Below are 24547 nucleotides of genomic sequence, written 5' to 3'. Positions count from 1 at the left end.
CAGGTCAGGTGCGCCCTTCGGATTCCTGGGCGTCGAAGAGGGTCGGCTGGGACTCGGGATCGAGTCCCCAGTCGGCCCTCATCACCGTGTAGCCGGCCTTCTTCGCGGCGGCGATCACCTTCAGGTCGTCGTCGACCAGGACCGCTACCGGCCGCTGCTCGGCGAGGCGCTTGAGCCGGCCAAGCTTCATCAGCATCGACGGGCGCCGGTCGGTGTTGCCGCGCATGTACACCTTGCCGTCCGGGAAGCCGTTGTCCTTCAGCCACTTCTCGGTCACGCGCCGGGTCCGCTCCGGGCGGCCGGTCAGGTACACGATCACGTGGTCCACGGCCAGCGTGGTCGCGACCGCGAGACCTTCCTCGAGCACCGCGTCGTCCTTCGCGTGCTCGAAGAACGAGTCCCAGTCCTTCGGCTTCGCCTCGATGAAGTGGATCCGCTTGCTGGTGTCGGACAGCGTCGCGTCGATGTCGAGGACGGCGTACGGGCGATCATCCATGGTGTCCAGCTTCCCAGGTCGCGCGGTCGACGGAGTACAGCACCTCGCCGAACTCGGTGCCGGGCAGCGGGTCGTCGAAGTGCACGTGGAACACCTTCTCGAACCGCAGACCCGAGCGGCGCATCACCGCCCGCGACCGGTGGTTGACCGCCATCGTGTCCGCCTCGACGCGCGTCATCCCGAGCGCCGTGAACGCGTGCGCGATCAGCGCCTTGGTCCCCTCGGTCGCGTACCCCTTGCCCCAGGCGGTCCGCAGCAGCCGGTATCCGACCCCGACGGTGGCCGGATCCGCGGTCGGCTGCATCCCGAACCACCCGACGAACCCGCCGCCGTCCTCGGCCGCGAACGTCCCGAGCTGCGGGTGCGCGGCGTACACCTTGAGGATCTCCGGCAGTACGACGCCCTCGACCTCGGTCCGCGGCGTCGGCTCCCCGGCGAGGTACCGCATCACCTCCGGATCCGCGTCCAGCTCCACCAGCAAACCGACGTCATCAGGCGTGAATCGCCGCAGCCGCAGCCGCCCGGTCTCCAGATACGTCTCCACCCCCCGACCCTTTCACCGTCCTTGAGCACCCACCAACCATTTCCGGGCCGCCGAGATGGTTGATGCGTGCTCAAGGACGCACATGGGCGTCCGGAGTGTGGGCGGTGTGGGCGACTCTGTGTGTTGTGGGTGCGAACTGTCGGTGGGTCGGGTTAGCGTTCTACCCGCAATGGACTCGCTCACGTTTCTGCACAGCTCGGACTGGCAGCTCGGCATGATGCGCCGGTTCCTGGGGCCGGACGGCCAGGCCCGGTGGGGTCAGTCGCGGCTGGATGCGGTCGCGCGGATCGGTGCGGTCGCGGAGCGGACCGGGGCGGCGTTCGTGGTCGTCACCGGGGACGTGTTCGAGCACAACCAGGTCGAGCGGCAGACCATCCTGCGGGCCTGTGAGGCGCTGAAGCGGATCCCGGTGCCGGTCGTGCTGCTGCCGGGGAACCACGACGCGCTGGAGCCGGGCTCGCTGTGGACGTCGAGCCAGTGGCTCGCGCACGCGCCGGAGCACGTGACAGTCCTGACCGAAACGACACCGTTCCGGATTTTGCCCGGCGTCGAGCTGCTCGGTGCCCCGTGGCGTTCCCGGCGTCCGCTCTCCGATCCGGCCGCCCCGGCGTACGCCGAGCTGGCAGGCGACCCGGACACGATCCGGATCCTGCTCGCGCACGGCCAGCTGACCAGCCTGTCCGGCGGGATGTCCGAAGTGCCGCCGATCGACCAGACCGCCCTGGAGGCCGCGGTCGCGGACGGCCGGCTGCAGTACGTCGGCCTCGGCGACCGGCACTCGACGACGCGGGTGACCGACCGGATCTGGTTCTCCGGCACCCAGGAGGTCACCTCGCCGGAGGAGGACGACCCCGGCAACGTCCTGAAGGTCACCATCGGCGAGACCATCGAGGTCGAGCCGGTCCGGGTCGGTGCCTGGCACATGGTCGACCACCGCGTCGAGCTGTTCGACGAGGAGTCGATCACGGCGCTCGAGGACTGGTTCGCGGAGCTCCCGGACAAGGAGCGGACGTACGTCCGGCTGGCCGGCGACGGCTCGTTGTCGCTGCCGCTGCTGGCCCGGCTGGACAGCATCATCGACGCGCAGGGCGAGGTGTTCGCGAGCGTCGAGCGGTGGGCGAAGTTCTGGACGGTCCGGCCCGCGCCGGAGGCCGCGGACCTGGAGTCGCTGCAGCTGAGCGGACCGGCCCGGGCCGCGATGGAGGAGCTGCGCCAGGCGCTGGCCGGCGGGGACGAGGGCGCCGGCGCGGCGCTCTCGCTGATGCACCGATTGGCGCGGGACGCGGGATGAGATTACACAGCTTGGCGCTACGGGACTTCCGTGGCGTCAAGGACCGTATTGTCCGGTTCCGCGCGCTCGGCACCACCGTCGTGGTCGGCGACAACGAGGTCGGGAAGTCCAGCCTGGTGGAGGCGTTCGGGCTGATCTTCGACCTGCCCGACGACTCGAAGTCGACCCGGATCAAGGACATCCAGCCGGTCGGTCAGGACGTCGGCCCGGAGGTGACGGCCGAGCTGAGCCTCGGCGGCCGCGAGCTGACGTACGCCAAACGCTGGCTGAAGAACCGCTCCACCGAGCTGACCATCGTGGAGCCCGACGGCCGCCGCCAGTCGTGGACCGGGCGCGAGGCGCATAACGAGGCCGAGCGGCTGTTCCACGAGAACGTGGACCCGGTGCTCTGGCAGACGCTGATGGTCAGCCAGGGTCAGTCGTTGGTGCTGCCAACACCAGCGGACGCGGAGCCGCTGATCACCGCGGTGACCGCCGAGTCCGGTACGCCGGTCGACGGCGCGTCGATGCCGCTGGTGAGCGCCGTGGAGCACGAGTACCTGCGGTACTGGACGCCGCGCGGCAAGCCGACCGGTGACTTCGCCCGCTCCGCGAAGGCGGTCGCGGCCGCCGAACTCGCCGCCAAGCAGGCGTTGCAGGCGATGGATGAGGTGCAGTCCGACATCCGCCGCGCCGAGCGGCTGAACCTCGACCTGGAGGACGTGTCGGCCCGGCTGGCCGAGCACCTGAGCGGCGTCGAGGCACTGCGGATGCGCAAGCAGGCGACCGACGAGATCCTGCTCCGCCGCGACTCGGTCAGGTCCCGCGCCGAGACCGCGCGCGCCCGGCTGGAGAACCACACCCGGACCAGGCTCGAGCGGGAGCGGCTACTCGACGAGGTCGAGCGGTTCACCAAGTTCGAGGCCGAACACGCCGCCCGCCGGGCCGACGCGGAGCTGGTCGCGAAGACGGCGGCCGAGCTGGTGCAGGCCGCGGAGGCCGCGCTCGGCGAGGTCGTGGAGCTCAAGGACGTCCGGCGTACCGAGGTGCAGGCCGCGGAGCGCCGGGTGTCGGAGCTGATGGACCGGGCGGAGCTGGACCGGTTGATCGGGCAGCAGACCGAGCTGGTCGACGTCCGCGCGCGGATCGCCGCGGCGGGCACGATCCTCGACCGGATCAAGGTCGACGAAGCGTTGGTGGCGGCGCTCGACGATGCCCGGGCGGCGGTGGTCGAGGCCCGCGCGGCGCTGGCGGCCGGCGTACCGGAGGTGACCGTACGGCGGCTCGGCGCGGAGCCGGTCGAGGTGTCCGGGACCGGGCTGGACGGTGACGTACCGGCGGACCTCGGCTTCGACGAGTCGGCCGAGCTGCTGGTGTCCGGCGAGCTGGTGGTCGGCGTACCGGGGCAGGTCGAGGTGACGGTGCGGGCCGGTGGCGAGGCGGCGACGCTGCGTTCGCGGGTCGACGACGCCGTACGGCGGGAGAAGGACCTGCTGAAGAAGGCCGGCGTCAAGGACGTCGCCGCGGCGCGGGAGCTGCTGCGGAAGGCGGACACGGCGACGGCCGAGCTGCACGAGGCGCGCCGCACCGAGAAGTCGCTGACCGCCGGTGGGGACCCGGGGGAACGGATCGCGGTGCTGACCGCGCGGCTCGGGACTGACGACGAGGAGGCCGGCGACAAGCAGCCTGCGGTGGAGGGTGTGCCGGGGCAGATGTCGCTGTTCGAGGAGTTCGCCTCGCCGCACGACACGCTGTTCGACGGCTTCGAGCTGGAGGAGGCCGACCCGGACGATCTCGCGGGTGCGCAGCGCGCGCTGGAGGCTGCCCGGGAGGCGCTGGGGGAGTCGGAGCGGCTGCTCGCCGACGCGGAGTTCGCCGCGGCGCAAGCGCGGAAGGCCGCCGACGAGGACCGCTCCGAGGCGCAGAACGCCAGAGCCCGATCGGAGCTTGCCGCCGAACGCCTCGCCGCCGCACTCGAGTCGCTCGACGCAGCGCGGGCGATCCTTGACGACGAGGCGGTCGGTACGGCGGAGGCCCAGGCGAGCGCCGAGGTCGAGGCGGTGCTCGACGAGCTGACCGCCGTTCAGGAGCAGGCCGACGCAGCGGGCGCGGACCAGGTCGCCGACGAACTGGCTGCCGCCCTCGACGTCGCGAAACGCCTGCAGGACGAACGCGACCGCCTGCGCGACGCCTTGCGTACGACGGAAGGCCGTCTGGAGCAGTCGGGCCGCGACGGCCTGGCCACCCGCCGTGACGTCGCGGACCTGGAGCTGGCCGGGCTACGGGCCGAGTACGAGAGCCTGCTGCGCCGGGCGGACGCCGCGCGCCGGGTCTACGAGACGCTGAGCCGGCATCGGGCGGCAGCGCAGACGAAGTACTCCGAGCCGTTGCAGAGCCGGATCGAGGCGCTCGGTCGGAGCGTGTACGGGCCGTCGTTCCGGGTGTGGCTGGACGACGACCTGGCCGTCGCGGAGCGCGAGCTCGACGGCGTACGGCTGCCGGTCGAGGCGTTGTCGACCGGCGCCCAGGAGCAGCTCGCGATCATCACCCGGCTCGCGATCAGCCACCTGGTGAGCACCGGCGAAGGCAGCGTGCCGGTGATCTTCGACGACGCGCTCGGCTGGTCGGACAAGGCCCGGCTGCGCGACATGGGCGCGCTGCTCGGCCGCGCCGGCGACCACGGCCAGGTGATCGTCCTGACCTGTATGCCGGACCGCTACGAGTACGTCCCGAAGGCGACGTTCATCACGCTGGACGGATGATCCGCTCCGGCGCCGAGTAGACGACGCACCGCTCGCCGCGGGCGAACCCGGCCAGTGTGATGCCGAACTGCCGGGCCAGATCGACGGCGAGGCTGGACGGGGCGCCGACCGCGACGATCATCCCGAGCCCGGCCGCGACCGCCTTCTGCACGATCTCGTACCCGGCGCGGCCGCTGACCGCGAGCACCAGGCCCTTGCGGGTGTGCTGGTTCAGCACCGTCCAGCCGACCACCTTGTCGACCGCGTTGTGCCGGCCGATGTCCTCCTTCACGACGACCTTGCGACCGTCGGCGGTGAACAGTCCCGCGGCGTGCAGACCGCCCGTCCGGCTGAACATCGGCTGCCCGTCGCGCAGCAGGTCGGGCAATCGGCGTACGACGTCCAGCGGGACCTCGACGGGGTCGACCGGGTCGTACTGGCGTTCCGCGAGTTCGTCGAGGCTCTGCTGCCCGCACACACCGCAGGCGGCCGACGTGACGCCGTACCGCTGGGGTGGTTCGCGGTCCGGGGGGCCGTCGAAGCTGATCGTGACGGTGTTGAACTGCTGCTCCCGGGTCAGCGTGACATCGGTGCAGTAGGCAACGGTCCGGATCGCGTCCGGGCGGACCGCGAACCCCTCGCCCAGGCAGAACCCGGCGGCCAGCTCGAAGTCGGAGCCCGGCGTCCGCATCGTGACCACCAGCGGCTCGGGCGGCCGGCCCGGCCATTCCAGCCGCAGCTCGAGCGGCTCCTCGGTGCTGACGACGTCCTCACGCCGCGACGTACGGTCGCCGTCGAGCACTTCGACCTTGAACCTGCTGGTGGGCGCCTTGGTCATACGTCTACGGTATGCCAACCCCGTCGGAGGGCGAGCCAGTCCAGGAACGTCCACGCGGACAGCCGCTGGTGCTCGCGCAGCGCCGGCGTGCACCCGGGCGGCGGCGGGGCGTCGGTGTTCTTCATCATGTACGCCGCGATCACCGCCACGAAGCAGTCCAGGTGATCCTCCGGTACGCCGGCTGTCAACGGGCTGCGGGTGAGCGCGCCGAACGTGTCGATGCCCTGGTACTGCGCGAGCGGGAGCAGCCCGACCCAGTCGACCCAGCGCGGACCGAGCGTCAGCCAGTTCCAGTCGACCGTCCAGCAGCTGCCGGCGCCGTCGATCAGCAGGTTGTCCGGGCGCAGGTCCGAATGCGACGCCGTGTCACCGGCCAGCGCCTCCGGCGCGAGCTGCACCAACTCGACCAGCTCCGGCAGGATCCCCGGCACCCATATGGGCAATCCCGACGGCAGCTCCCGCTCACCCGCTAGCACCTGCGCCGGTACGCCGGCGTCGTCCCCGATCAGGTCCGCGAAACTGTCGAGCCCAGCCAGCGGGCTCGGATGCATCGCGCCGGCGGCCGACTCGCACGCGGCGGTGACCAACTCGAAGTCGGCCGCCGTCCACGGCGCACCCGGCATCCGCCCGTCCACCCACTCGGACGCCATCGCGAACCAGCCGTCCGTCTGCGCGCTCGCGACGACGGCCGGCGCGCGCACCGCGGCCGGCAGCTGTGGGACGACCTCGGCCTCGCGCTGGTACGCGTCGTACGCATGCAGATTGTCGGGCGCCGCCTTGACGAACACGCGCCGCCCGTCGGCCAGCTCCACCCGCGCCGCGAAGCCGCCGGTGAAGCCGGACGACACCGGCCTCGCGACGTCCGCGATCCGGCTGCCGAGCGCCTCCGCAAGCGCCTCGTGCAGGGCGGGCGGGAGCGTGTCCCAGCCCGGGCGGGCCGAAGTGGCGGAATAGTCGACGTCCGGGGCGCGGCTCATGCCCATCAACGATAGGGCGCGCGGTTACCCCGCGTCCCGGAGCGGCGCCCACTCGTTGATCGTGGCAAGTAGTTCCTGGTAGCGGTACCAGGTCGGGCCGGCCTCGGTGTCGCGGAGTTTTCGCAGGCGGGCTCGGTACTCGGGGTCGGGCCGGAGGGGATTGTCGCCGGCAAGGGCCCGGTAGCCGGTCGCCATCCGGCGTACCGACGTACGGAAGTCGTCCGAGGTGAGGAAGGTGCTGAGTTCGCGCCAGGCCTCCAGTTGGGCGGCGGTGGGGTTGTCAGGGAGTTCGGGGGTGAGGTTCTGGCGGATTGCGTGGGTGGTGTCGCCGACGGTGGCGTCCAGGAAGTCGGCGATCAGGGCGCGGCGGTCCTGCTCGGATTGCTCGGTCATCAGGTGAAGGTCCTCCAGGTCGGGGTACTTGGCCAGGACCGTCAGCAGGGCGTGCTGCCGTTGCAGCGTGCGGAGCTGGATCGCGAGCGCGTCCGCGTGCGTGGCCGCGACCTCGGCGAGCGAACGCTCCTTCCGGAGTACGGCGCTGATCGTCGGCAGGTCGAGGTCCAGCGCCCGCAGCGTCCGGATCAGGCGCAGCCGGGCGACGGCGTCCTCGTCGTACCTGCGGTGCCCTGCCGACGTCCGCCGGGACGGGAGCAGACCGAGGTCCGAGTAGTGCCGCACGGTCTTCACCGAGACACCGCCGATCCGGGCGAGCGCGCCGATCGAGTGGTCCATGACCATCACCCAAACACCTCCCGTAACCGGAGATGCAAGCCTAGTTGTGGGCGAACCGTTCCTTGGGGCGGGCGAAGGTGATCGAGACGCCCGCGACGATCGCGCAGGCGATGCCGACGCCGAACGGGACCCAGTACGCGTTCGACGGGCCCCAGACGTCGACCGCGTGCCCGGCGGCCGCGTTGCCCGGCGCGACGCCGAGCAGGATGCCGGTGACGGTCCAGGTGATCGCCTCGGTGAGCCGCTCCGGCGGGACCCACTCCTCGACGCACGCGGTGACCGCGACCATCGTCGGCGCGATCGTCATCCCGCAGCAGAACAGCACGACGCCGAGCAGCGGGATGCTGTTGACCCAGGGGAGTGGCGACAGCGTGATCGCGAGCGCGATCGTGCCGAGCAGCAGCCGCCGTTCGACCGGCGCGCGCCAGTGCACGGATCCGTACCAGAGCCCGGCCAGCAGGCTCCCGAAGGCCCAGATCGCCAGTACGACGCCGGCCAGTCCCGCCTGGCCCTTCTCGGTGGTGAACGCGACCGTGATCACCTCAGCCCCGCCAAGCGTCGCGCCCAGGCCGAGACCGATCAGGCTGAGCAGCATGATCGACAGCCAGGGCAGCGGTGCCTGCTCGGCGCCGCTCGACTTGCCGCGGCCGGGCGGGTCGGACGCGCGCAGCATCGCCAGCCAGATCCCACCGGCCAGTCCGAGTACGCCGGCCGTGGACAGGGCGACGTACGGGCTGGCCTGGGTGGAGAGCGTGGTGACCAGGACCGGGCCGACGATGAAGACGACCTCGTCACCGACCGCCTCGAGCGCGAACGCGGTCTGCAGCGCGCGCCCGCGCCCGAGCAGATGCGTCCAGCGCGCCCGGACGAACGACCCGACCTGCGGACGGGTGCCACCGGCAACGAACGACAGGACGTACAGCACCCAGGTGGCCGCGCCGGCCCGGACGGCGAGCAGCAGCCCGGCCAGGCCGACCGTACAGGCGACCGACCCGATCAGGATCAGCCCGCGCTGGCCGAACCGGTCGACCAGCCGGCCCTGGACCGGACCGGTCAGCGCCCCGGCGATCACGGCGACGCCGGACACCGCGCCGGCCAGACCGTACGAGCCGCTCTCCTGGGCGATCAGGATGACGATTCCGAGGCCGATCATCGAGATCGGCATCCGCCCGAGGATGCCGGCCGCGAAGAACGCACCGGCGCCGGGGCGGCGCATGAGATGGATATAAGGCTTGAGCATGAGAGACCGGGAAGAGCTTAGGTCATCGGCGTCTGAGAAGCTTGGAATATGACGCCGGCTACACCTCCGTACGACGCTGTCCTGCTGCTCTCCTTCGGTGGTCCCGAGAAACCCGAGGACGTGCTCCCGTTCCTGCAGAACGTGACCCGCGGCCGCGGGATCCCGGACGAGCGGCTGAAGGAGGTCGGCGAGCACTACTACTCGTTCGGCGGCAAGAGCCCGATCAACGACCAGAACCGGGCGCTGCTCGCGGCGCTGCGGGAGTCGTTCGACGAGATCGGGCTGGACCTGCCGATCTACTGGGGCAACCGCAACTGGGCGCCGTACCTGACCGACACGATGCGCGAGATGGCCGCCGACGGGATCCGCCGGGCCGTGGTGATCGTCACGTCCGCGTACCCGTCGTACTCCGGCTGCCGGCAGTACCGGGAGAACCTGGCGGACGCGGCCCGCGAGGTGCCGGACGCGCCGCGGATCGACAAGCTCCGGCACTACGCGAACCACCCGGGCTTCGTCGGGTCGTTCGTCGAATCCACCGCCGAGGCGCTGAGCAAGCTCCCGGAAGGGTCCGCGATCGCGTACGTGACGCATTCGATCCCGACCGCGATGAACGCGACCAGCGGCCCGGACGGCAACGGGTACGTCGACTGGCACAACGACGTCGCCGCCTCGATCACCGCGGAGGTGGAGCGCCGGACCGGGCAGTTCCGCCGGACCGACCTCGTCTACTGCTCGCGGTCCGGCCCGCCGCAGGTGCCGTGGCTGGAGCCGGACGTGAACGACCACCTCGAGGTGCTGGCGGCCGAGGGCGTGCCCGGCGTGGCCGTCGTACCGATCGGGTTCGTGAGCGACCACATGGAGGTCATCTACGACCTCGACACCGAGGCCGCGAAGACCGCGCAGAAGCTCGGGCTGCCGATGGCGCGCGCCGCGACCCCGGGGACCGACCCGAAGTTCGTCACGATGCTGCGCGACCTGGTCGTCGAGCGGGCCGCCGCCGAGCGCGGCGAAGCGCCGGACCGGCCCTGCCTCGGCGCCCTCGGCCCGGCCTGGGACGACTGCCGCCACGACTGCTGCCCGCCGCTGCGCCGACCCACTCCCGCTAAGGAAGCTGCTGTATGACCTCCCCGGAAGAGTTGCTGAAGCTTGCCGTCGACGTGGCGGAGGAGGCGGCCCGGCTGATCGTCGAGCGCCGCCGCGGCCACATCACGGTCGCCGACACCAAGAGCACGATCACCGACGTGGTGACCGCGGTCGACCGCGAGTCCGAGGAGCTGATCCGGGCCCGGGTGCTGACCGCCCGCCCGGACGACTCGTTCCTCGGCGAGGAGGGCGACGACGTGGTCGGTACCAGCGGCGTGCGCTGGGTCGTCGACCCGATCGACGGCACGGTCAACTACCTGTACGACCTCCCGACGTACGCCGTCTCGATCGCGGTCGAGCAGGACGGGAAGACGGTCGCCGGGGTGGTGGTGGACGCGCCGAAGGGCGAGGTGTTCACCGCGACGCTCGGCGGCGGCGCGTTCGCGGACGGCAAGCCGATCGAGGTGTCCGGCGAGACCGACCTGGCGAAGGCGCTGGTCGGGACCGGCTTCGGGTACGACCCGGCGCGCCGGCAGGTCCAGGCCGAGGTGATCCAGCAGCTGATCACCAAGGTCCGCGACATCCGCCGGATCGGGGTCGGCGCGATCGACCTGTGCTACGTCGCCTGCGGCCGGCTGGACGTGGTGTTCGAGCGCGGGCTGAACCCGTGGGACTACGGAGCGGGTGCGCTGATCGCGTCCGAGGCGGGTGCCACCGTCGGCGGGCTGCACGGGGCGCCGGTGTCGCCGGAGATGTCGATCGCGGCCAGTCCGGCGCTGTTCGGCCCGTTCCACGACGTCCTGGCCGGCGCCGACCCGTTGCGCGCTTAGAGTCTCCTGAGTGCTCGTTTCTGCGCAGTACCGCGCATTAACGAGCATTCGTGTGTTCGGTACTGACATTTGTTGCGACACGCGGGTCACACCATGGACCCAGTCGTGCATTGCGGACCTTTATAGGGCACAATCCCGTCCTCGGGAACGGTGATTGCCGATCCCGGCCTGGCTGTCAAGGGTTTCGGGGGACGAAAGTTCAGCGCGGTGGCTCCGACGCGGAATTTCTCGGCCGCTCCACCCGTTCAGGGCTCAGCAGGCAACACCACGGGTACGAAGAGGGCAGGGAAACACCATGGCGACTGATTACGACGCCCCGCGCAAGACGGACGAGGACGCTTCCGAAGAGTCGATCGAGGAGCTGAAGACTCGGCGTCACGACAAGAACTCCGGCAAGGTCGACGAGGACGAGGCCGAGGCCGCGGAGAGCTTCGAGCTGCCCGGCGCGGACCTGAGCCACGAGGAGCTGGCGGTCCGGGTCCTCCCGCGCCAGGCCGACGAGTTCACCTGTTCGAGCTGCTTCCTGGTTCACCACCGCAGCCAGCTCGCCGAAACGAAGAACGGGCAGCTGATCTGCCGCGACTGCGCAGCCTGACAGCCAGCCCTCGTGGTCGAGCGAAGCGAGACCACAATCCAGCACTCTCTCGTCTGCAACACAGAGCGGGACCGCTCCACATCCGTGGAACGGTCCCGCTGCGCTGCTTTCACACCCGCCGCCGCCCGACCCCAGCCGGCCGGCACGCCTACCCACGGCGAGGCGCTTGCCGCCACCCCACCCCGCCGAGCGAGGCGGGTTCTAGTCCTCGCTCTTCTTCGCAATGCTCTTCAGCAGCGTCCCGTCGGCGGCGTCTTCCTCATAGCCGGGCGGGGCATAGCCGGTGGACTTCAGCCAGTACGCCGCGGCGCGGCGCTCGGCGAACAGCCGGGCAGCGGCTGCGGCTCCGGCGCTGACGGCGGCCCATGTGACGATCTCGGCGTACCCGCCCTGGCCGTTCTTCGGCGGCTTGCCGCCGGATCCCAGCTTCCAGGCCGTGCTGACCGCCTTGCTCGCGGCCAGGCCCACCACGATCGTGAACGCGGCCTGCACCAGCTTCCAGCCGATCTTCGCTCCGACCACTGCAAACCCTCCTCGTACGACTGCTGACAGTCAGGATCTTCCCACGCTGTGCCTACTCAGCGCGGCAGGCTGTGCCTACTCAGCGCGGCAGGCTGTGCCTACTCAGCGCGGCAGCAAGGCGATCGGGGTGCCGCGTGGCGATCAGCCAGTACGGCGCCGGGTCGCCCGGATCGGTGATCTGTACCCGGACGGCGCCCGGCAGGTAGCTGCGCAGTACGAGATAGGCCTTCGGGTCGCAGTCCCGCCCGAAGGCGTTCCGCGCCGCGTCCCCGGTGAGCGCCTCGACGTCGCCGAGGTACGTCCGGTCGATCTCGGCCCGCCCGGCGCGCAGCCGCTGCCCGTCGACCTCGACCCGGGCGCCGCCGTACCGCAGGAACAGCCCCAGGAGCAGGACCGCGGCGAGCCCGCCGACGATCGCGCCGGCCGGGGTTCCGGCCGGGACGGCGACGATGACGAACAAAGTGATGACGGTGGCGACGGCGATGATCCACCACGACACCGGCACCCGCAGACTCTCCCGATACGTACGCACGGAACAAGGATAGGGTCGCCTCTCGTGACCGAGGTACTGATCCAGCGACTCGACCCCGACCTTCCGCTGCCCTCCTACGCGCATCCCGGCGACGCCGGCGCGGACCTGGTGGCAGCCGCCGACCTGACCCTGAAGCCGGGGGAGCGCGGCCTGGTCGGCACCGGCATCGCGATCGCCCTGCAGGACGGGTACGCCGCGTTCGTGCACCCGCGCTCCGGGCTGGCGCTCAAGCACGGCGTCTCGATCGTGAACGCGCCCGGCACCGTGGACGCCGGGTACCGCGGGGAGATCAAGATCAACCTGATCAACCTGGATCCGTCCGAGGAGGTGACCGTACGGCGCGGCGACCGGATCGCCCAGCTGGTGATCCAGCAGGTGGAGAAGGCCCGGTTCGTCGAGGTGACCACCCTGCCCGGCTCCGCCCGCGGCGCCGGGGGACACGGGTCGACCGGCGGTTTCGGAGATGTGACACGCTGATCAGGTGCACCCGTTGACCTGTCGGATGCGCGAGACTACGGCGCGGTGTCCGCGCCCGTACCAGCACCATGGAAACCATGGAAACCATGGAAACCATCGACACCAAGGAAACCAAGGAAGTAGGCAACAGCTGTGATCTTCCGCCGTAAGGGCAAGAACGAGCCCGAGACGAGCGAGACCGTCGAGGAGACCCCGGACCCCCGCGCCGAGGGCCCCTTCGACTCGACCGAGGTCGAGGACGCCGACCTGGAGTCGGACGACCGGATCGACCTGGGTGCGCTGAAGGTCGCCGGGATGCCGGGCATGGAGCTCGGGCTGCAGGTCGACGAGCAGAGCGGTGTGGTGCAGGCGGTGCTGCTGATGCTGGACGACTCCGCGCTGGAGCTGCGCGCGTTCGCGGCGCCGAAGACCAGTGGCATCTGGGACGAGGTCCGGCAGGAGATCATGGACGAGGCTGCCCGGATGGGTGGTACGGCGACCGAGACCGACGGCCCGTTCGGTACCGAGCTGGTGCTGGTGGTCCCGGTCGAGGACCCGGAGGGACAGGTCTTCAGCCAGACGTCGCGGGTGATCGGCGTCGACGGCCCGCGCTGGCTGCTCCGCGGTACCGTCCTCGGCCGCGCCGCCGTCGAGCCGGACGCGGCCGCGCCGATGGAGGAGACCCTGCGGAACGTCGTCGTGGTCCGCGGGAACGAGCCGATGGCGGTGCGCGAGTCGCTGCCGCTGCGGCTGCCCGAGGGCGCCCAGCCGAACGACACCGAGCAGGCCTGACCGGACTACACTCGACGTCATGGGCAGCAACAAACCCGCGGGGCTGTGGAAGCGCGCCTTCCGCGGCCTGGCCGGAGACCGCGACCAGCAGGACGCGGAAGTCCTCCAGGACTTCGCGCAGGACTGCGGTGCGCGCTCGATCACCGGCTGCCACGACCGGGAGCTCGTCACGCTGTACGGGACACTGCGCACGATCACGTTCAGCCCACGCGGCGGCGTACCGGCACTGGAGGGTGAGTTGTACGACGGAACCGGCACGGTCAAGCTGATCTGGCTCGGCCGCCGCAAGATCGGCGGCATCCACGCCGGCTCGGAGCTGATCGCCTCCGGCCGGATCGGCGTCGTCGACGGCGACCGGGTGATGTTCAACCCGCGCTACGAGCTCCGGCCCCAAGAAGCCCATGGCTGAGGCGCCGAAGGGCATCGGCAGCTGGGTCGGCATGATGGTCGACGTCGGCCTGCCCTGGATCGCGTTCACCCTCGTCTACGGCTTCAGCGACCACAACCTGAAGCTCGCGTTGATCGTCGCGATCTCGGCCGCCGGCGTCGTCGCGCTGTACCGGCTGGTTCGCCGTAAGCCGATCGCCAGCGTGATCGCCGGTTTCATCGGCGTACTGATCTCCGCCTGGACCGCGCACCACACCGGCCAGGCCCAGGACGCGTTCCTCCCCGGCATCCTGCTGAACGCCGGCTACGGCCTGCTGTACCTCGTGACGATCGTGACCCGGTACCCGCTGTTCGGCCTGCTGTACGGCGTGATCACCCAGACGTGGCTCGGCTGGCGCAAGGACCCGGACCTGTTCCGCGGCCTGAACCGCGTGACGATCGTCTTCGCCAGCCAGGTCGCGATCCGGCTGGTGATCATGGTGCCGCTGTACATCGCGCACAACGTGAACGCCCTCGGCATCGCCAAGATCGGCCTGGGCCTGCCGTTCTACGCGGTCACCCTGTGGGCGGCGTACGCCGTGCTGCGCGCGTCGATGCCGGCCGAGAAGTGGGACGAGGTCAAGGACAACTTCGCGCACCTGCTCCGCGGCACCCGCCCCGAGCCGAAGCAGGAAGAGCCGGTCCAGTCCACCCAGCGCCCACCGACCGCTCCGTAGTACTTACGGGTTCACGCGCCGGCTGAGCCCGCTGCGGATCAGTGCGTCGAGCCGCTCCCACGCCGGTGAGTTCGCGTTGACGGACGACTGCACCAGCTGTGGAAGCGTCGCCTCGGCGAGCTGTTCCCGCAGTACTTCGCTGCTGTACCGCTCCACCGACGCCGTGACGATCCGGTCGGCGAGGTCCGCCAGCGCCGGGTCGTCCGGCGCCAAGTCGAACGCGCGATCGCACTCGAGGTACAGCTGCCCGAGCGCCGGATCCTCCTGGGACTCGGCCTGGTCGGCGAAGTACCCGGCCGCCGCCTCCGGATCGGTCGCAAACGCGAGGATCCACAGGTCCCGCTCGATCGCGATCCACCGCTCCGAGAACCCGAGCCCTCCGAGTCGCCCCAGGTGCTCCTGTACGGCCGCCGGCAAGAACGGGTTGACCCCGCCCGCCACCGCCTGGAGCCGGGCGCGCACGTCCACCAGCCGCTCGATCCGGGCCGTCACATCGACCTCTGCCGTCGCGGCCGCCGCCCGGACCTCGTCCTCCGGCCCGGCGGCGATCCGCGCGATCGTGGCCAGCGACAACCCGGCCTCGGACAAGGCGCGGATCTTCACCACCTCGAGCAGGTCCTGAGCGCCGTACCGCCGGTAGCCCGAAGCGTCCCGCGGCGGCTCCGCGAGCAGCCCCTTGGCGTGGTACACCCGGATCGTCCTGATCGAAACCCCGGCGTACTCCGCCAGTTGACCGATGGTGATCATCCCACCAGCTTGGCGCGTTACTCGCCGCGTTGGTGGTGCGGGGAGAGCATGGCCTCCAACTGCTCCTCGGTCTCGTCGGCCGCCACGAAGAGGAGCTCGTCGTTCAGCTCCAAGGTTCCCTCCGGGTCGGGACGGAGGACGCGGCCTTCGCGGAGGATGACCACCAGGGCCGTGTCGAGCGGCCAGTCGACGTCGCCGACCCGCTGGCCGATCATGGGGGAGTCCTCGGGCAGCGTGAGCTCGACGAGGTTCGCATCGCCCTGGCGGAACGTGAAGAGCCGGACCAGGTCGCCGACCGAGACGGCTTCCTCGACCAGCGCGGACATGATCCGCGGGGTGGACACCGAGACGTCCACGCCCCAGGCCTCGTTGAACATCCACTCGTTGCGCGGATGGTTGACCCGGGCAACGGTCCGGGGGACGCCGAACTCCGTCTTGGCGAGCAGCGAGACGACCAGGTTGACCTTGTCGTCGCCGGTGCTGGCGATCGCGACCTGGCAGCGCTGCAGGGCGGCCTCCTCCAGCGAGGAGAGCTCGCAGGCGTCGGCCAGCAGCCATTCGGCCCGCGGTACGGACTCGGCCTTGATCGCGCGCGGATCCTTGTCGATCAGCAGTACTTCGTGGCCGTTCTCGAGGAGTTCGCCGGCGATCGAACGACCGACGTTCCCGGCTCCGGCGATGGCGACCCGCATCACAGCTCCTCAGGCTTCTTCAGGTTTGGTGCCGAGTTGGGACTCGATCGTCGCGGCGTCCCGCTCCAGCATCACGACGTGGACCAGGTCGCCTTCCTGGATGACGGTGTCGGCCTTGGGCAGCACGCCCTCGCCGAGCCGGGTCAGGAACGCGACCCGGGCGCCGGTGGCCTTCTCGATGTCGAGGGCGACCCGGCCGATCCAGTCGGCGTGGACGTGCACCTCGGCGAGCCGGACGGTGCCGGACGGGTCTCGCCATTCGGGCTCGGAGCCCTCCGGGAGCAACCGGCGCATCATCTGGTCGACGGTCCAGCGGACGGTGCCGACGGTGGGGATGCCGAGCCGCTGGTACACCTCGGCGCGGCCCGGGTCGTAGATCCGGGCGACGACGTTCCCGATCCCGAACGTCTCGCGCGCCACCCGGGCGGCCAGGATGTTCGAGTTGTCGCCGTTCGAGACGGCCGCGAACGCCTCGGCGTCCTCGATCCCGGCCTCGATCAGGATCTCCCGGTCGAAACCCATCCCGACGATGGTCCGGCCGGTGAAGGCGGGGCTCAGCCGCCGGAAGGCATCGGCCGACTGGTCGATGATCGCGACCGTGTGGCCGCGTTTCTCCAGACCGCGCGCGAGCATCGACCCGACCCGGCCGCAGCCCATGATGACAACGTGCACTCGCTGATCACTCCTCGCCCGGAAGGGCCCGCTGGCTCGTTCGGCAGGGATAGACGCTACACCGGAACTGAGAGCCCTCTAACATCACCGGTGTGACTCCCGCTCTAGGCGACATCGGCAAACGGCTGCTGCTCGGTCGCAAACTGCGCAGCACCCAGCTGGGTGAGACCCTGCTGCCGAAGCGCATCGCCCTTCCGGTGTTCGCGAGCGACGCGCTGTCGTCGGTCGCCTACGCTCCCGACGAGGTCTTCCTGACGCTGTCGATCGCCGGCCTGGCGGCGTACAGCTTCTCCTGGAAGATCGGCCTGCTGGTCGCGTTCGTGATGCTCGTCGTGGTGGCGTCGTACCGGCAGAACGTGCACGCCTACCCGTCCGGCGGCGGTGACTACGAGGTTGCGACGGTCAACATCGGCCCGTCGGCCGGCCTGACCGTGGCCAGTGCGCTGATGGTCGACTACGTGCTCACGGTCGCGGTGTCGATCTCGTCCGGCGTCCAGAACGCGAAGTCGGCGCTGCCGTTCCTGGAGGGGCACGAGGTGCCGCTCGCGGTCGGCCTGGTGCTCGTGCTGACCGCGATGAACCTGCGCGGCGTCCGGGAGTCCGGGGCGGTGTTCGCGGTCCCGACGTACATCTTCATGTTCTCGATCATCGGAATGGCGATCTGGGGGCTGATCCGGCTCGCGGCCGGCAGCCTGCCGCTGGCCGAGAGCGCCGACTTCGAGGTCCGGCCGGAACCCGGCAGCGAACTGTTCACCGGGGTGGCGGCGGTCTTCCTGCTGGCCCGGGCGTTCTCGTCCGGCTGTGCGGCGCTGACCGGCGTCGAGGCGATCAGCAACGGCGTACCGGCGTTCCGGAAGCCGAAGAGCCGCAACGCCGCGACCACGCTGCTGATGCTCGGCACGATCGCGGTCACGATGCTGATGAGCATCCTGTTCCTGGCCAGCAAGATCAAGCTCCGGTACGCCGAGAACCCGGCCACCCAGCTCTATCGGGACGGGCAGCCGGTCGGCGACAGCTACACCCAGAAGACCGTGATCGGCCAGATCGGCGACTCGGTGTTCTCGAACTTCCCGCCGGCCTTCTACGTGGTGATCGGCGCGACCATGCTGATCCTGGTCCTGGCCGCGAACACCGCGTTCAACGGGTTCCCGGTGCTGGCCTCGATCCTGGCCCGCGACGGGTACCTGCCGCGCCAGCTGCACACCCGCGGCGACCGGCTCGCGTACAGCAACGGCATCGTGCTGCTGGCGCTCTGCGCGATGGCGCTGATCATCGCGTTCGACGCCCAGGTCACCAAGCTGATCCAGCTGTACATCGTCGGCGTGTTCGTCAGCTTCACGCTCAGCCAGTTCGGGATGATCCGGCACTGGACGCGGCACCTGAAGACCGAGACGGACACGGGGAGGCGCCGGCACATGTACCGCTCCCGGGTCATCAACACGGTCGGCCTGACGATGACCTCCGTGGTGCTGGTGATCGTGCTGCTGACCAAGTTCACCCACGGCGCGTACATCGCGATCATCGCGATGGCCTGCCTGTTCGTGCTGATGAAGGGCATCCACCGGCACTACGAGACGGTCCGCCGGCAGATGTCCGCCGAGGACGACGAGCCGCTGATGCTGCCGTCCCGGGTGCACTCGATCGTGCTGGTCTCCAAGCTGCACCGGCCGACGCTGCGGGCGCTGGCCTTCGCGAAGGCGGCCCGCCCGTACACGCTGGAGGCCGTCACCGTCGACGTCGACCGGGACGAGTCCGACGCGCTGCAGGCCGACTGGGACGGCCGCGGCATCCCGGTCCCGCTGAAGCGGCTGGCCTCGCCGTACCGGGAGATCACCCGGCCGATCCTGCAGTACGTCCGCGACATCCGCCGGCAGTCGCCGCGGGACGTGGTGATGGTCTACATCCCGGAGTACGTCGTCGGGCACTGGTGGGAGCACCTGCTGCACAACCAGTCCGCACTGCGTCTCAAGGGGCGGCTCTTGTTCACACCTGGTGTCATGGTTACGTCCGTTCCTTACCAGCTGCTCTCGTCGCAGGGGGCCGAGGAGCGGCAGGACCGGGTGGAACGGGTGGCCGGCCAGGTACGGCGCGGTGCCCGCAAGGCGACAGGAGATCGGTGACAGACGAGAACGACAGTCTGGTCGGGACGGTAGTCGAGCTGGAGGTAGGTCCAGTCGCGCACGGGGGACACTGCGTCGCCCGGCACGAGGGGCAGGTGGTGTTCGTCCGGCACGCGCTGCCGGGCGAGCTGGTGCACGCCCGGATCACCGAACAGACCGCGAAGTACCTGCGGGCCGACGCGGTGTCGGTACTGACGCCGTCGCCGCAACGGATCGAGCCGCCGTGCCCGTATGCCGGGCCGGGGCTGTGCGGCGGCTGTGACTTCCAGCACGCGAATATCGTCGAGCAACGCCGCCTCAAGGCGACGGTCGTGTCGGACACGCTGCGCCGGATCGGCGGAATCGAGCGGACCGTCGTGATGGAGTCGCCGGGCGACGACGGGCTCGGCTGGCGGACGCGGATGCGGTACGCCGTCGTGGACGGACGGCCCGGGATGTACGCGCACCGGTCGCACGACCTGGTGCCGATCGACCGGTGCCTGATCGCGCATCCGGGGACTCCCGACGTACTGGACACGCGGTGGCCGGGTGTGTCGTCGGTGCAGGCCGTGGTGTCGTCGGAGGGCAAGACGGCCGTACTGGCCGACCAGGAGGCGGGGGAGCGGCTGGTCGAGGTCGTCCGCGACCGGCGGTTCCTGGTGGAGGCCGGTGGGTTCTGGCAGGTGCACCCGGCGGCGCCGGAGATGCTGGTGGACGCCGTACTGAGTGGGCTGGAGCCTGCTGCGGGTGAGACGGCTCTTGATCTGTACTCGGGGGTCGGGCTGTTCGCGGCGTTCCTGGCCGAGGCAGGGTGTGGCGTTTTGGCCATTGAGGGCGACAAGGACGCAGTACGGAACGCCCGGCGCAACCTGCGCGATCTGGACGGGGTCACGCTCGAGAACGGCGACGTCGACCGGGTCCTGAACGCGGCGGCCGGGCAGGGCCTGGAGCATGTCGACCTCGTCGTACTCGATCCTCCGCGGACCGGTGCCGGCAAGGACGTCGTACGCCGGGTCGCCGCCCTCGGGCCGCGCCGGGTGGCGTACGTGGCGTGCGATCCGGCGGCGCTGGCGCGGGACCTGAAGACGTTCGCGCGGCTCGGGTACGGGATCGCGTCGCTGCGGGCGTTCGACCTCTTCGGGATGACCCATCACATCGAGTGCGTCGCCGTACTCGAGCCTGTGGACAGCTGAGTGGCCAGTCGGGGAGGGCTCGGGTAGCGTCTGGGCCTGGATTCCAAATGCGCTTGGAGACCTGATGCCGCTCGTTGACCTGGACGACCCGGAGGAGTTGCGCGCCCGCTGGACCGCACTCGCCGCGGTCGCCCATGCCACGGGCTTCGACCGCCGCTGGTATGCCGACGCCGACGGGTACCACCATCAGGACGAGACCGCGTCGGTGCTGCGGATGACCCGGCTCGCGGACGGGCGGGCCGTGCTGTGGGGGTTCCACACGCAGCACAGCCAGACGGCCGGCGAGGACCTGCTCGCCGGTTCGCCGGACTGGATCGGGCAGCCGGAGGTGCGCCAGCGGCAGACCGCGGGCGACCTCGGATTCGTGTACGGCGCGTTCAACGCGACCTGGGCGCGGGCGTCGTACCCGGGCGATCCTTGGCAGCCCGTCGACGACGGCTTCGCGCCGATCGGCCAATGGATCACCTCCGACGAGGCCGCCGCCGACGAGATGATCGAGTGGGTCGCCGAATGGGCCGACTACCTCGGCGGCCTCGACGAACTCCGGCCCCACGGCGTGGCCCTGATCGAGGCCGCGCGCGGGCCCGGGGTGTCGGAGGAGGCGTTGCGGTGGTTCTTCGCGCAGTTCGCGATCGACCCCCGCTCCCCGGTGCAGCCCGAGCTGCCGGCCGGCGTGGCCGCCGCGGAGGACTTCACCCGGAACTTTGCAGAATCGGCAAGTTTCACCCCCACCCCTGACACGGCCGAGGTCTCGGTCGTTGAACCCCCCGTGAACCCGCAGCTGGACGACGAGGAGTCGTACGTCGTACCCCCCGGCATCAGCCCCTTCACCGGCCAACCCCTCCCCACAGCCGGTCCCACAGCCGGCCCCACCGCCGGGCCTGCCGGGAGCCCCACCGCGGCGGCACCGGCCGCCGGTCGCACCGCCGCTCCGGCCGGTCCCACGACTGGTCCGGCTGCCGAGGAGGCACCGGCGAAGAAGCCGAGCTGGCTCCGCCGCCGCAAACACGACACCGAACCGTCCCCAGCCGAGCCGACCCAGTTCGAGCCGACCCAGTTCGAGCCGACCCAGTTCGAGCCGACCCAGTTCGACCCGGCGGCTCCCGGCTCGTACATCCCCGAAGACACCCCCAGCGCCGGCCTCCCGATCCGGCACGCCCACCCCGAGGCCGGCTACACCCTCCCGTCCTCCGAGCCGCCGAGAGTCGGCGGCGGCCAGTACGAAGGCGACGACTTCTACAACAGCCTCTTCGCCGACGCCCCCGCCGCGGCCACCCCCACCCCCGACCAGGACTGGGAAACCACCGAACAACCGTCCTGGCCCGACCAGGAAGCCACCAACGCCTACACCCCCTTCACCGACGACACCCCCGCCCCCGAATGGACCGGCCCCCGCTGGGTAAACGGCCAATGGCAAGAAGCCGACCCCGAGCAGGCCCCATCCACCCCCGCATCCCCACCACCCGCCCCCAACACCCCTCCCCCCACCAACTCCCCGTTCGCCGGAGCCCCCTCGCCCGCCGCGCCCGCAGACGAGCTACCGACCGGCTCCCCGTACGCCGGTGCCCGCTCCTCCGATGCGTCCACCGACCGCGCGGATGAGGTGCCGACCGGCTCTCCGTTTGCCCCGTCGGCGCTCGCCGGTTCTCCGTCGTCTCGGGTGCCGACCAACCCCGCGGACGACGTACCGACCGGCTCTCCGTTCGCCGCGTCGGCGTTTGCCGGCGCTCCCTCGTCCGGTGCGCCCACTGCCCGCGCGGATGAGGTGCCGACCGGCTCTCCGTTCGCCCCGTCGGCATTCGCCGGTTCTCCGTCGCCTCGGGTGCCCACCAACCCCGCGGACGACGTACCCACCGGCTCTCCGTTCGCCCCGCCGGCGTTCGCCGGCGCCTCCTCGTCCGGTGCGCCCACTGACCGCGCGGATGAGGTGCCGACCGGCCCTTCGCAGGTGCCGTCGGCGTTTACTCGCGGTTCGTCGGCGGTTGACTCCAGCGATGCTGGGGATGAGGCGCCCGCCGGCTCCCCATTCGCGCCGACGGCGTTCGCGGAAGCTTCTGCGAACGGTTCACCCGCCGTACCCGCCGACGCTCCGGGGGCGCCGTTCAGGTCGGCCGACGCCCAGGTGGACGAGGATGATGACGCACCAACTGCCGAAATCGCGGCAGTGCTCGACGGCGATCTCGCCGGCGCCGGCGACGAGGAGCTGTCTTCGTTCACAGGCCCGTCCCCGTTCGCTCCTGCGCCCGGCGCGGACTCGGAACAGCTGCCCGGTGAGCGTTCAGGGCAGTACTCCGGGGACCGCGAGCAGCCTGACGTCGATCGGCAGCCGCAAGACGGCGCGTACCTCGGTGGACAGCTGTCTGCCGCGGACGGCGAGTTGGACGCGGACGATCAGACCGCGGAGATCCCCGCCGTACCTGCGCTCTCGACAGATGCCCCCGAGCCGGACGAGCGGGTCCACGCATACACGTCCGATGAGGGGACCGGCGTACCCGACGACGCGCTCGGGCTTGAATCTCAAGTAGAGCCTTACCCCCAGCCCTGGCCGCAACCCCACCCCGAGCCCTGGCCGCAGCCAGAACCCCACCCGTCCCCATGGCCCGAGCCAACCCCACCCGCACCCGGCCCCACGCCCGGCCCCGGCCCGGCACCAGACCCGGCACCTGCTCCAGGACCAATTCCCGGGCCAGGCCCAGAGCCGGTCCCGGGCCCAGAGCCCATTCCCGGTCCCGGTCCGGGCCCTGTCCCGGGTCCTGTCCCAGGACCAGAGCCCGTCCCAGGACCAGAGCCCGTCCCGGGGCCGGAGCCTGTGCCTGGGCCGGAGCCGTTGCCCGAGCCTGAGCCGGATCCTGTCCCGCAGCCCGGGCCGGAGCCTCTGCCGGGGCCGTTCCCGGATCCGGAGCCTGATCCCGCACCGCAGCCGGAGGGTGAGCTGCACTCGGAGCTCCGGTTCGAGGGCGTTCCCGACCCCCAGCGCGAGGTAGCACCGGCGCCTGCCGCGGAGAACGCCCCGTTCGGTGACAGGCGACATGCGGCGTCAGGCGATGTGGGCGCTGCGGCGTATGCGGGCGGAGACGGAGCTGCCCACGGCGACAGCACGTCGCACGACGAAGCGCTCGACGCCTCGTACGACAGTTCGCGAGCTGCTGCGTATGACGGCACGCGATCGGCTGACTACCCCGATGCGGATGGGGCGTACGACGGCGCGCGACCTGGTGAGTACGAAGGCGCAGAAGGTGCTAGGTCCGACGGTGCGGGACATGCTGAGACCGAAGGCGCGGGACGTGTTGGGTACGACGGCGCACGACGTGCTGAAACCGAAGGCGCGGGACGTGCTGAAACCGACGGCGCGGGACGTGCTGAGCCCGAAGGCGTGGGACGTGCTGGGTACGACGGTGCGGGACGTGCTGGGTACGACGGCGCGGCGTACGAGGATGTGGACGGTGCGGCGTATGCGGGTGGTGGGTCGTACGGTGGCGCTGGGCTTGTGGGGGATGGTGGGGCCGGGGCGCGGGATGTGTACGCGGAGGGCGGGCTCGGTGCGCCGGGGGCAGTGGACTCGGAGGATGACACGCCTACTGGGGCGTTGCCGGTGGTTGAGGACGGTGCGGCCGGTGGGTACGACGACGTGGCGGGGGATGGCGGGTATGTACCGCGGTGGTCGCTCGGTGACGGTGGTGACGAGCGGGGGCTGAACGGGTACTCGGCGGCTGCGGCTGACCCGTTCGTGGCCGATGCGGGCGGGCAGGATCGGCAGGTGCCGGACGCTGCTGTGGGTAGCCCGTTCGTGGCTGAGCCGGCTGCGCAGGACCCGCACGCGTCGAGCGCGGTTGAGGCGGCTGCGGCGGGGGCTTCGGCTGGGATGGTTGTGCCGGGGTTGGGGTTGGTGGGGGGTGGAGGACCTCGGGTTGTGCCGGTGGCAGGGTCGATCGAGGAGGCTATGCGGGCTGAGGTGGAGCGGCCTCGGCCTCGGCCTGAGGGGTCGGTCGCGGAGGAGGAGCTGCGGGCGTGGTGCCGGGCCCGGACGGCGATTGTGCCTTCGGGGTTCACGATTCAGGTGCAGGTGCTGGATCCGAAGGCGCCGTCGTACCGGTTCGATCTGGAGCCGCCGGAGGTGGATGATCCGGAGTTCGCGGCGGACCGGTTGAGTGAGCTGCTCGGGGATCTGTGGCTGACCGAGGCGCAGGGTGAGCAGGGTGGGTGGTTGTTCGCGCGGATCGACGCGGCCGGGCGGACGCTGCGGATCGACCGGTGGTACGACCAGGTGCCGGACTGGTGGGACAACCCGGTCGAGGAGCGGCTGGACGTGGACGGGCTGGTGCGCCGGCTGTACGGGCGCGGTCCGCAGTGGCAGCCGTCGTACCTGGAGAAGCTGTACACCAGCGCGAGATAG

At 70.8% G+C, this 24547-nt stretch carries 23 protein-coding genes; 12 read left to right on the top strand and 11 right to left on the bottom strand.

Annotation, left to right across the window (positions count from 1 at the left end; translation table 11 throughout):
- Positions 1-4: 4 nt before the first annotated feature.
- Positions 5-496: a phosphatase domain-containing protein gene (locus tag ACXJJ3_RS04705; RefSeq protein ID WP_458168693.1), complete on the bottom strand. Its 492-nt coding sequence runs from the start codon at positions 494-496 to the stop codon at positions 5-7.
- Positions 489-1040, bottom strand: coding sequence for a GNAT family N-acetyltransferase (locus ACXJJ3_RS04700; protein WP_458168692.1), 552 nt, complete (start codon positions 1038-1040; stop codon positions 489-491). The genes ACXJJ3_RS04705 and ACXJJ3_RS04700 overlap by 8 nt, the downstream gene beginning before the upstream one ends.
- A 169-nt stretch (positions 1041-1209) precedes the next feature.
- Between ACXJJ3_RS04700 and ACXJJ3_RS04695 the strand changes: the two genes are divergently transcribed.
- Together ACXJJ3_RS04695 and ACXJJ3_RS04690 are read left to right on the top strand one after the other, a co-directional pair.
- Positions 1210-2331 carry a metallophosphoesterase family protein gene (locus ACXJJ3_RS04695; RefSeq protein WP_458168691.1) on the top strand — a complete coding sequence of 374 codons (1122 nt, stop codon included), beginning with the start codon at positions 1210-1212 and terminating at the stop codon, positions 2329-2331.
- An 11-nt stretch (positions 2332-2342) separates the two neighbouring features.
- Complete coding sequence (locus ACXJJ3_RS04690; RefSeq protein ID WP_458168690.1) at positions 2343-5072, top strand: AAA family ATPase; 2730 nt, start codon at positions 2343-2345, stop codon at positions 5070-5072.
- On the opposite strand, the gene fdhD is transcribed toward ACXJJ3_RS04690, so the two are convergent.
- Genes fdhD through ACXJJ3_RS04670 form a run of 4 tightly spaced genes read right to left on the bottom strand, consistent with a single transcriptional unit; the run spans position 5056 to position 8814 of the window.
- The gene (gene fdhD / locus ACXJJ3_RS04685) at positions 5056-5889 is read right to left on the bottom strand and encodes a formate dehydrogenase accessory sulfurtransferase FdhD (RefSeq protein WP_458168689.1); all 834 of its coding nucleotides are present in this window, start codon (positions 5887-5889) and stop codon (positions 5056-5058) included. The genes ACXJJ3_RS04690 and fdhD overlap by 17 nt on opposite strands.
- Positions 5886-6866, bottom strand: a complete 981-nt coding sequence (locus tag ACXJJ3_RS04680) for a phosphotransferase family protein (protein WP_458168688.1) — start codon at positions 6864-6866, stop codon at positions 5886-5888. Before ACXJJ3_RS04680 ends, fdhD begins: the two co-directional genes overlap by 4 nt.
- A 24-nt stretch (positions 6867-6890) precedes the next feature.
- On the bottom strand, positions 6891-7604 hold the full coding sequence (locus ACXJJ3_RS04675; protein WP_458172023.1) for a MerR family transcriptional regulator: 714 nt from the start codon (positions 7602-7604) through the stop codon (positions 6891-6893).
- A 34-nt stretch (positions 7605-7638) separates the two neighbouring features.
- On the bottom strand, positions 7639-8814 hold the full coding sequence (locus ACXJJ3_RS04670; RefSeq protein ID WP_458168687.1) for an MFS transporter: 1176 nt from the start codon (positions 8812-8814) through the stop codon (positions 7639-7641).
- A gap of 72 nt (positions 8815-8886) precedes the next feature.
- Here ACXJJ3_RS04670 and ACXJJ3_RS04665 point away from each other — a divergent pair, with 72 nt between their 5' ends.
- The 3 genes from ACXJJ3_RS04665 to ACXJJ3_RS04655 all read left to right on the top strand — a co-directional run bounded on the left by ACXJJ3_RS04665 (position 8887) and on the right by ACXJJ3_RS04655 (position 11346).
- The gene (locus ACXJJ3_RS04665) at positions 8887-9960 is read left to right on the top strand and encodes a ferrochelatase (RefSeq protein ID WP_458168686.1); all 1074 of its coding nucleotides are present in this window, start codon (positions 8887-8889) and stop codon (positions 9958-9960) included.
- Positions 9957-10751: an inositol monophosphatase family protein gene (locus ACXJJ3_RS04660; protein ID WP_458168685.1), complete on the top strand. Its 795-nt coding sequence runs from the start codon at positions 9957-9959 to the stop codon at positions 10749-10751. Before ACXJJ3_RS04665 ends, ACXJJ3_RS04660 begins: the two co-directional genes overlap by 4 nt.
- A gap of 295 nt (positions 10752-11046) precedes the next feature.
- Positions 11047-11346, top strand: a complete 300-nt coding sequence (locus ACXJJ3_RS04655; protein ID WP_130379292.1) for a DUF4193 domain-containing protein — start codon at positions 11047-11049, stop codon at positions 11344-11346.
- A gap of 201 nt (positions 11347-11547) precedes the next feature.
- On the opposite strand, the gene ACXJJ3_RS04650 is transcribed toward ACXJJ3_RS04655, so the two are convergent.
- Both ACXJJ3_RS04650 and ACXJJ3_RS04645 read right to left on the bottom strand, forming a co-directional pair.
- The gene (locus ACXJJ3_RS04650) at positions 11548-11868 is read right to left on the bottom strand and encodes a DUF4235 domain-containing protein (RefSeq protein ID WP_458168684.1); all 321 of its coding nucleotides are present in this window, start codon (positions 11866-11868) and stop codon (positions 11548-11550) included.
- Between the two features lie 79 nt (positions 11869-11947).
- A complete protein-coding gene (locus tag ACXJJ3_RS04645; RefSeq protein ID WP_458168683.1) occupies positions 11948-12400 on the bottom strand; it encodes a DUF3093 domain-containing protein in 453 nt (150 codons plus the stop codon).
- Positions 12401-12424: 24 nt separating this feature from the next.
- On the opposite strand from ACXJJ3_RS04645, the gene dut reads away from it, so the two are divergent.
- From dut to ACXJJ3_RS04625, 4 genes are all read left to right on the top strand, one after another.
- The gene (dut, locus tag ACXJJ3_RS04640) at positions 12425-12877 is read left to right on the top strand and encodes a dUTP diphosphatase (protein WP_458168682.1); all 453 of its coding nucleotides are present in this window, start codon (positions 12425-12427) and stop codon (positions 12875-12877) included.
- 132 nt (positions 12878-13009) lie between these two features.
- Entirely contained in the window at positions 13010-13648 is a 639-nt protein-coding gene (locus tag ACXJJ3_RS04635; RefSeq protein WP_458168681.1) for a DUF3710 domain-containing protein, read from the top strand.
- 19 nt (positions 13649-13667) lie between these two features.
- Positions 13668-14057: an OB-fold nucleic acid binding domain-containing protein gene (locus tag ACXJJ3_RS04630; protein WP_141861856.1), complete on the top strand. Its 390-nt coding sequence runs from the start codon at positions 13668-13670 to the stop codon at positions 14055-14057.
- On the top strand, positions 14050-14751 hold the full coding sequence (locus tag ACXJJ3_RS04625; protein WP_458168680.1) for a DUF3159 domain-containing protein: 702 nt from the start codon (positions 14050-14052) through the stop codon (positions 14749-14751). The genes ACXJJ3_RS04630 and ACXJJ3_RS04625 overlap by 8 nt, the downstream gene beginning before the upstream one ends.
- Before the next feature lie 3 nt (positions 14752-14754).
- Here ACXJJ3_RS04625 and ACXJJ3_RS04620 read toward each other — a convergent pair whose 3' ends face one another.
- The 3 genes from ACXJJ3_RS04620 to ACXJJ3_RS04610 are packed head-to-tail and all read right to left on the bottom strand — an operon-like array spanning position 14755 to position 16862.
- On the bottom strand, positions 14755-15498 hold the full coding sequence (locus tag ACXJJ3_RS04620) for a MerR family transcriptional regulator (protein ID WP_458168679.1): 744 nt from the start codon (positions 15496-15498) through the stop codon (positions 14755-14757).
- A gap of 17 nt (positions 15499-15515) precedes the next feature.
- Positions 15516-16190: a potassium channel family protein gene (locus ACXJJ3_RS04615; RefSeq protein WP_427893974.1), complete on the bottom strand. Its 675-nt coding sequence runs from the start codon at positions 16188-16190 to the stop codon at positions 15516-15518.
- Between the two features lie 9 nt (positions 16191-16199).
- Positions 16200-16862 (bottom strand): potassium channel family protein, encoded by a 663-nt coding sequence (locus ACXJJ3_RS04610; protein ID WP_458168678.1) that lies wholly within the window; start codon positions 16860-16862, stop codon positions 16200-16202.
- Between the two features lie 92 nt (positions 16863-16954).
- On the opposite strand from ACXJJ3_RS04610, the gene ACXJJ3_RS04605 reads away from it, so the two are divergent.
- From ACXJJ3_RS04605 to ACXJJ3_RS04595, 3 genes are all read left to right on the top strand, one after another.
- Entirely contained in the window at positions 16955-18982 is a 2028-nt protein-coding gene (locus ACXJJ3_RS04605) for an APC family permease (RefSeq protein WP_458168677.1), read from the top strand.
- A complete protein-coding gene (locus tag ACXJJ3_RS04600) occupies positions 18979-20154 on the top strand; it encodes a class I SAM-dependent RNA methyltransferase (protein WP_458168676.1) in 1176 nt (391 codons plus the stop codon). The genes ACXJJ3_RS04605 and ACXJJ3_RS04600 overlap by 4 nt, the downstream gene beginning before the upstream one ends.
- Before the next feature lie 64 nt (positions 20155-20218).
- Positions 20219-24547, top strand: coding sequence for a hypothetical protein (locus ACXJJ3_RS04595; protein ID WP_458168675.1), 4329 nt, complete (start codon positions 20219-20221; stop codon positions 24545-24547).

The organism is Kribbella sp. WER1, from assembly GCF_054189145.1.
This window is presented reverse-complemented; position numbering and strand designations above follow the sequence as displayed.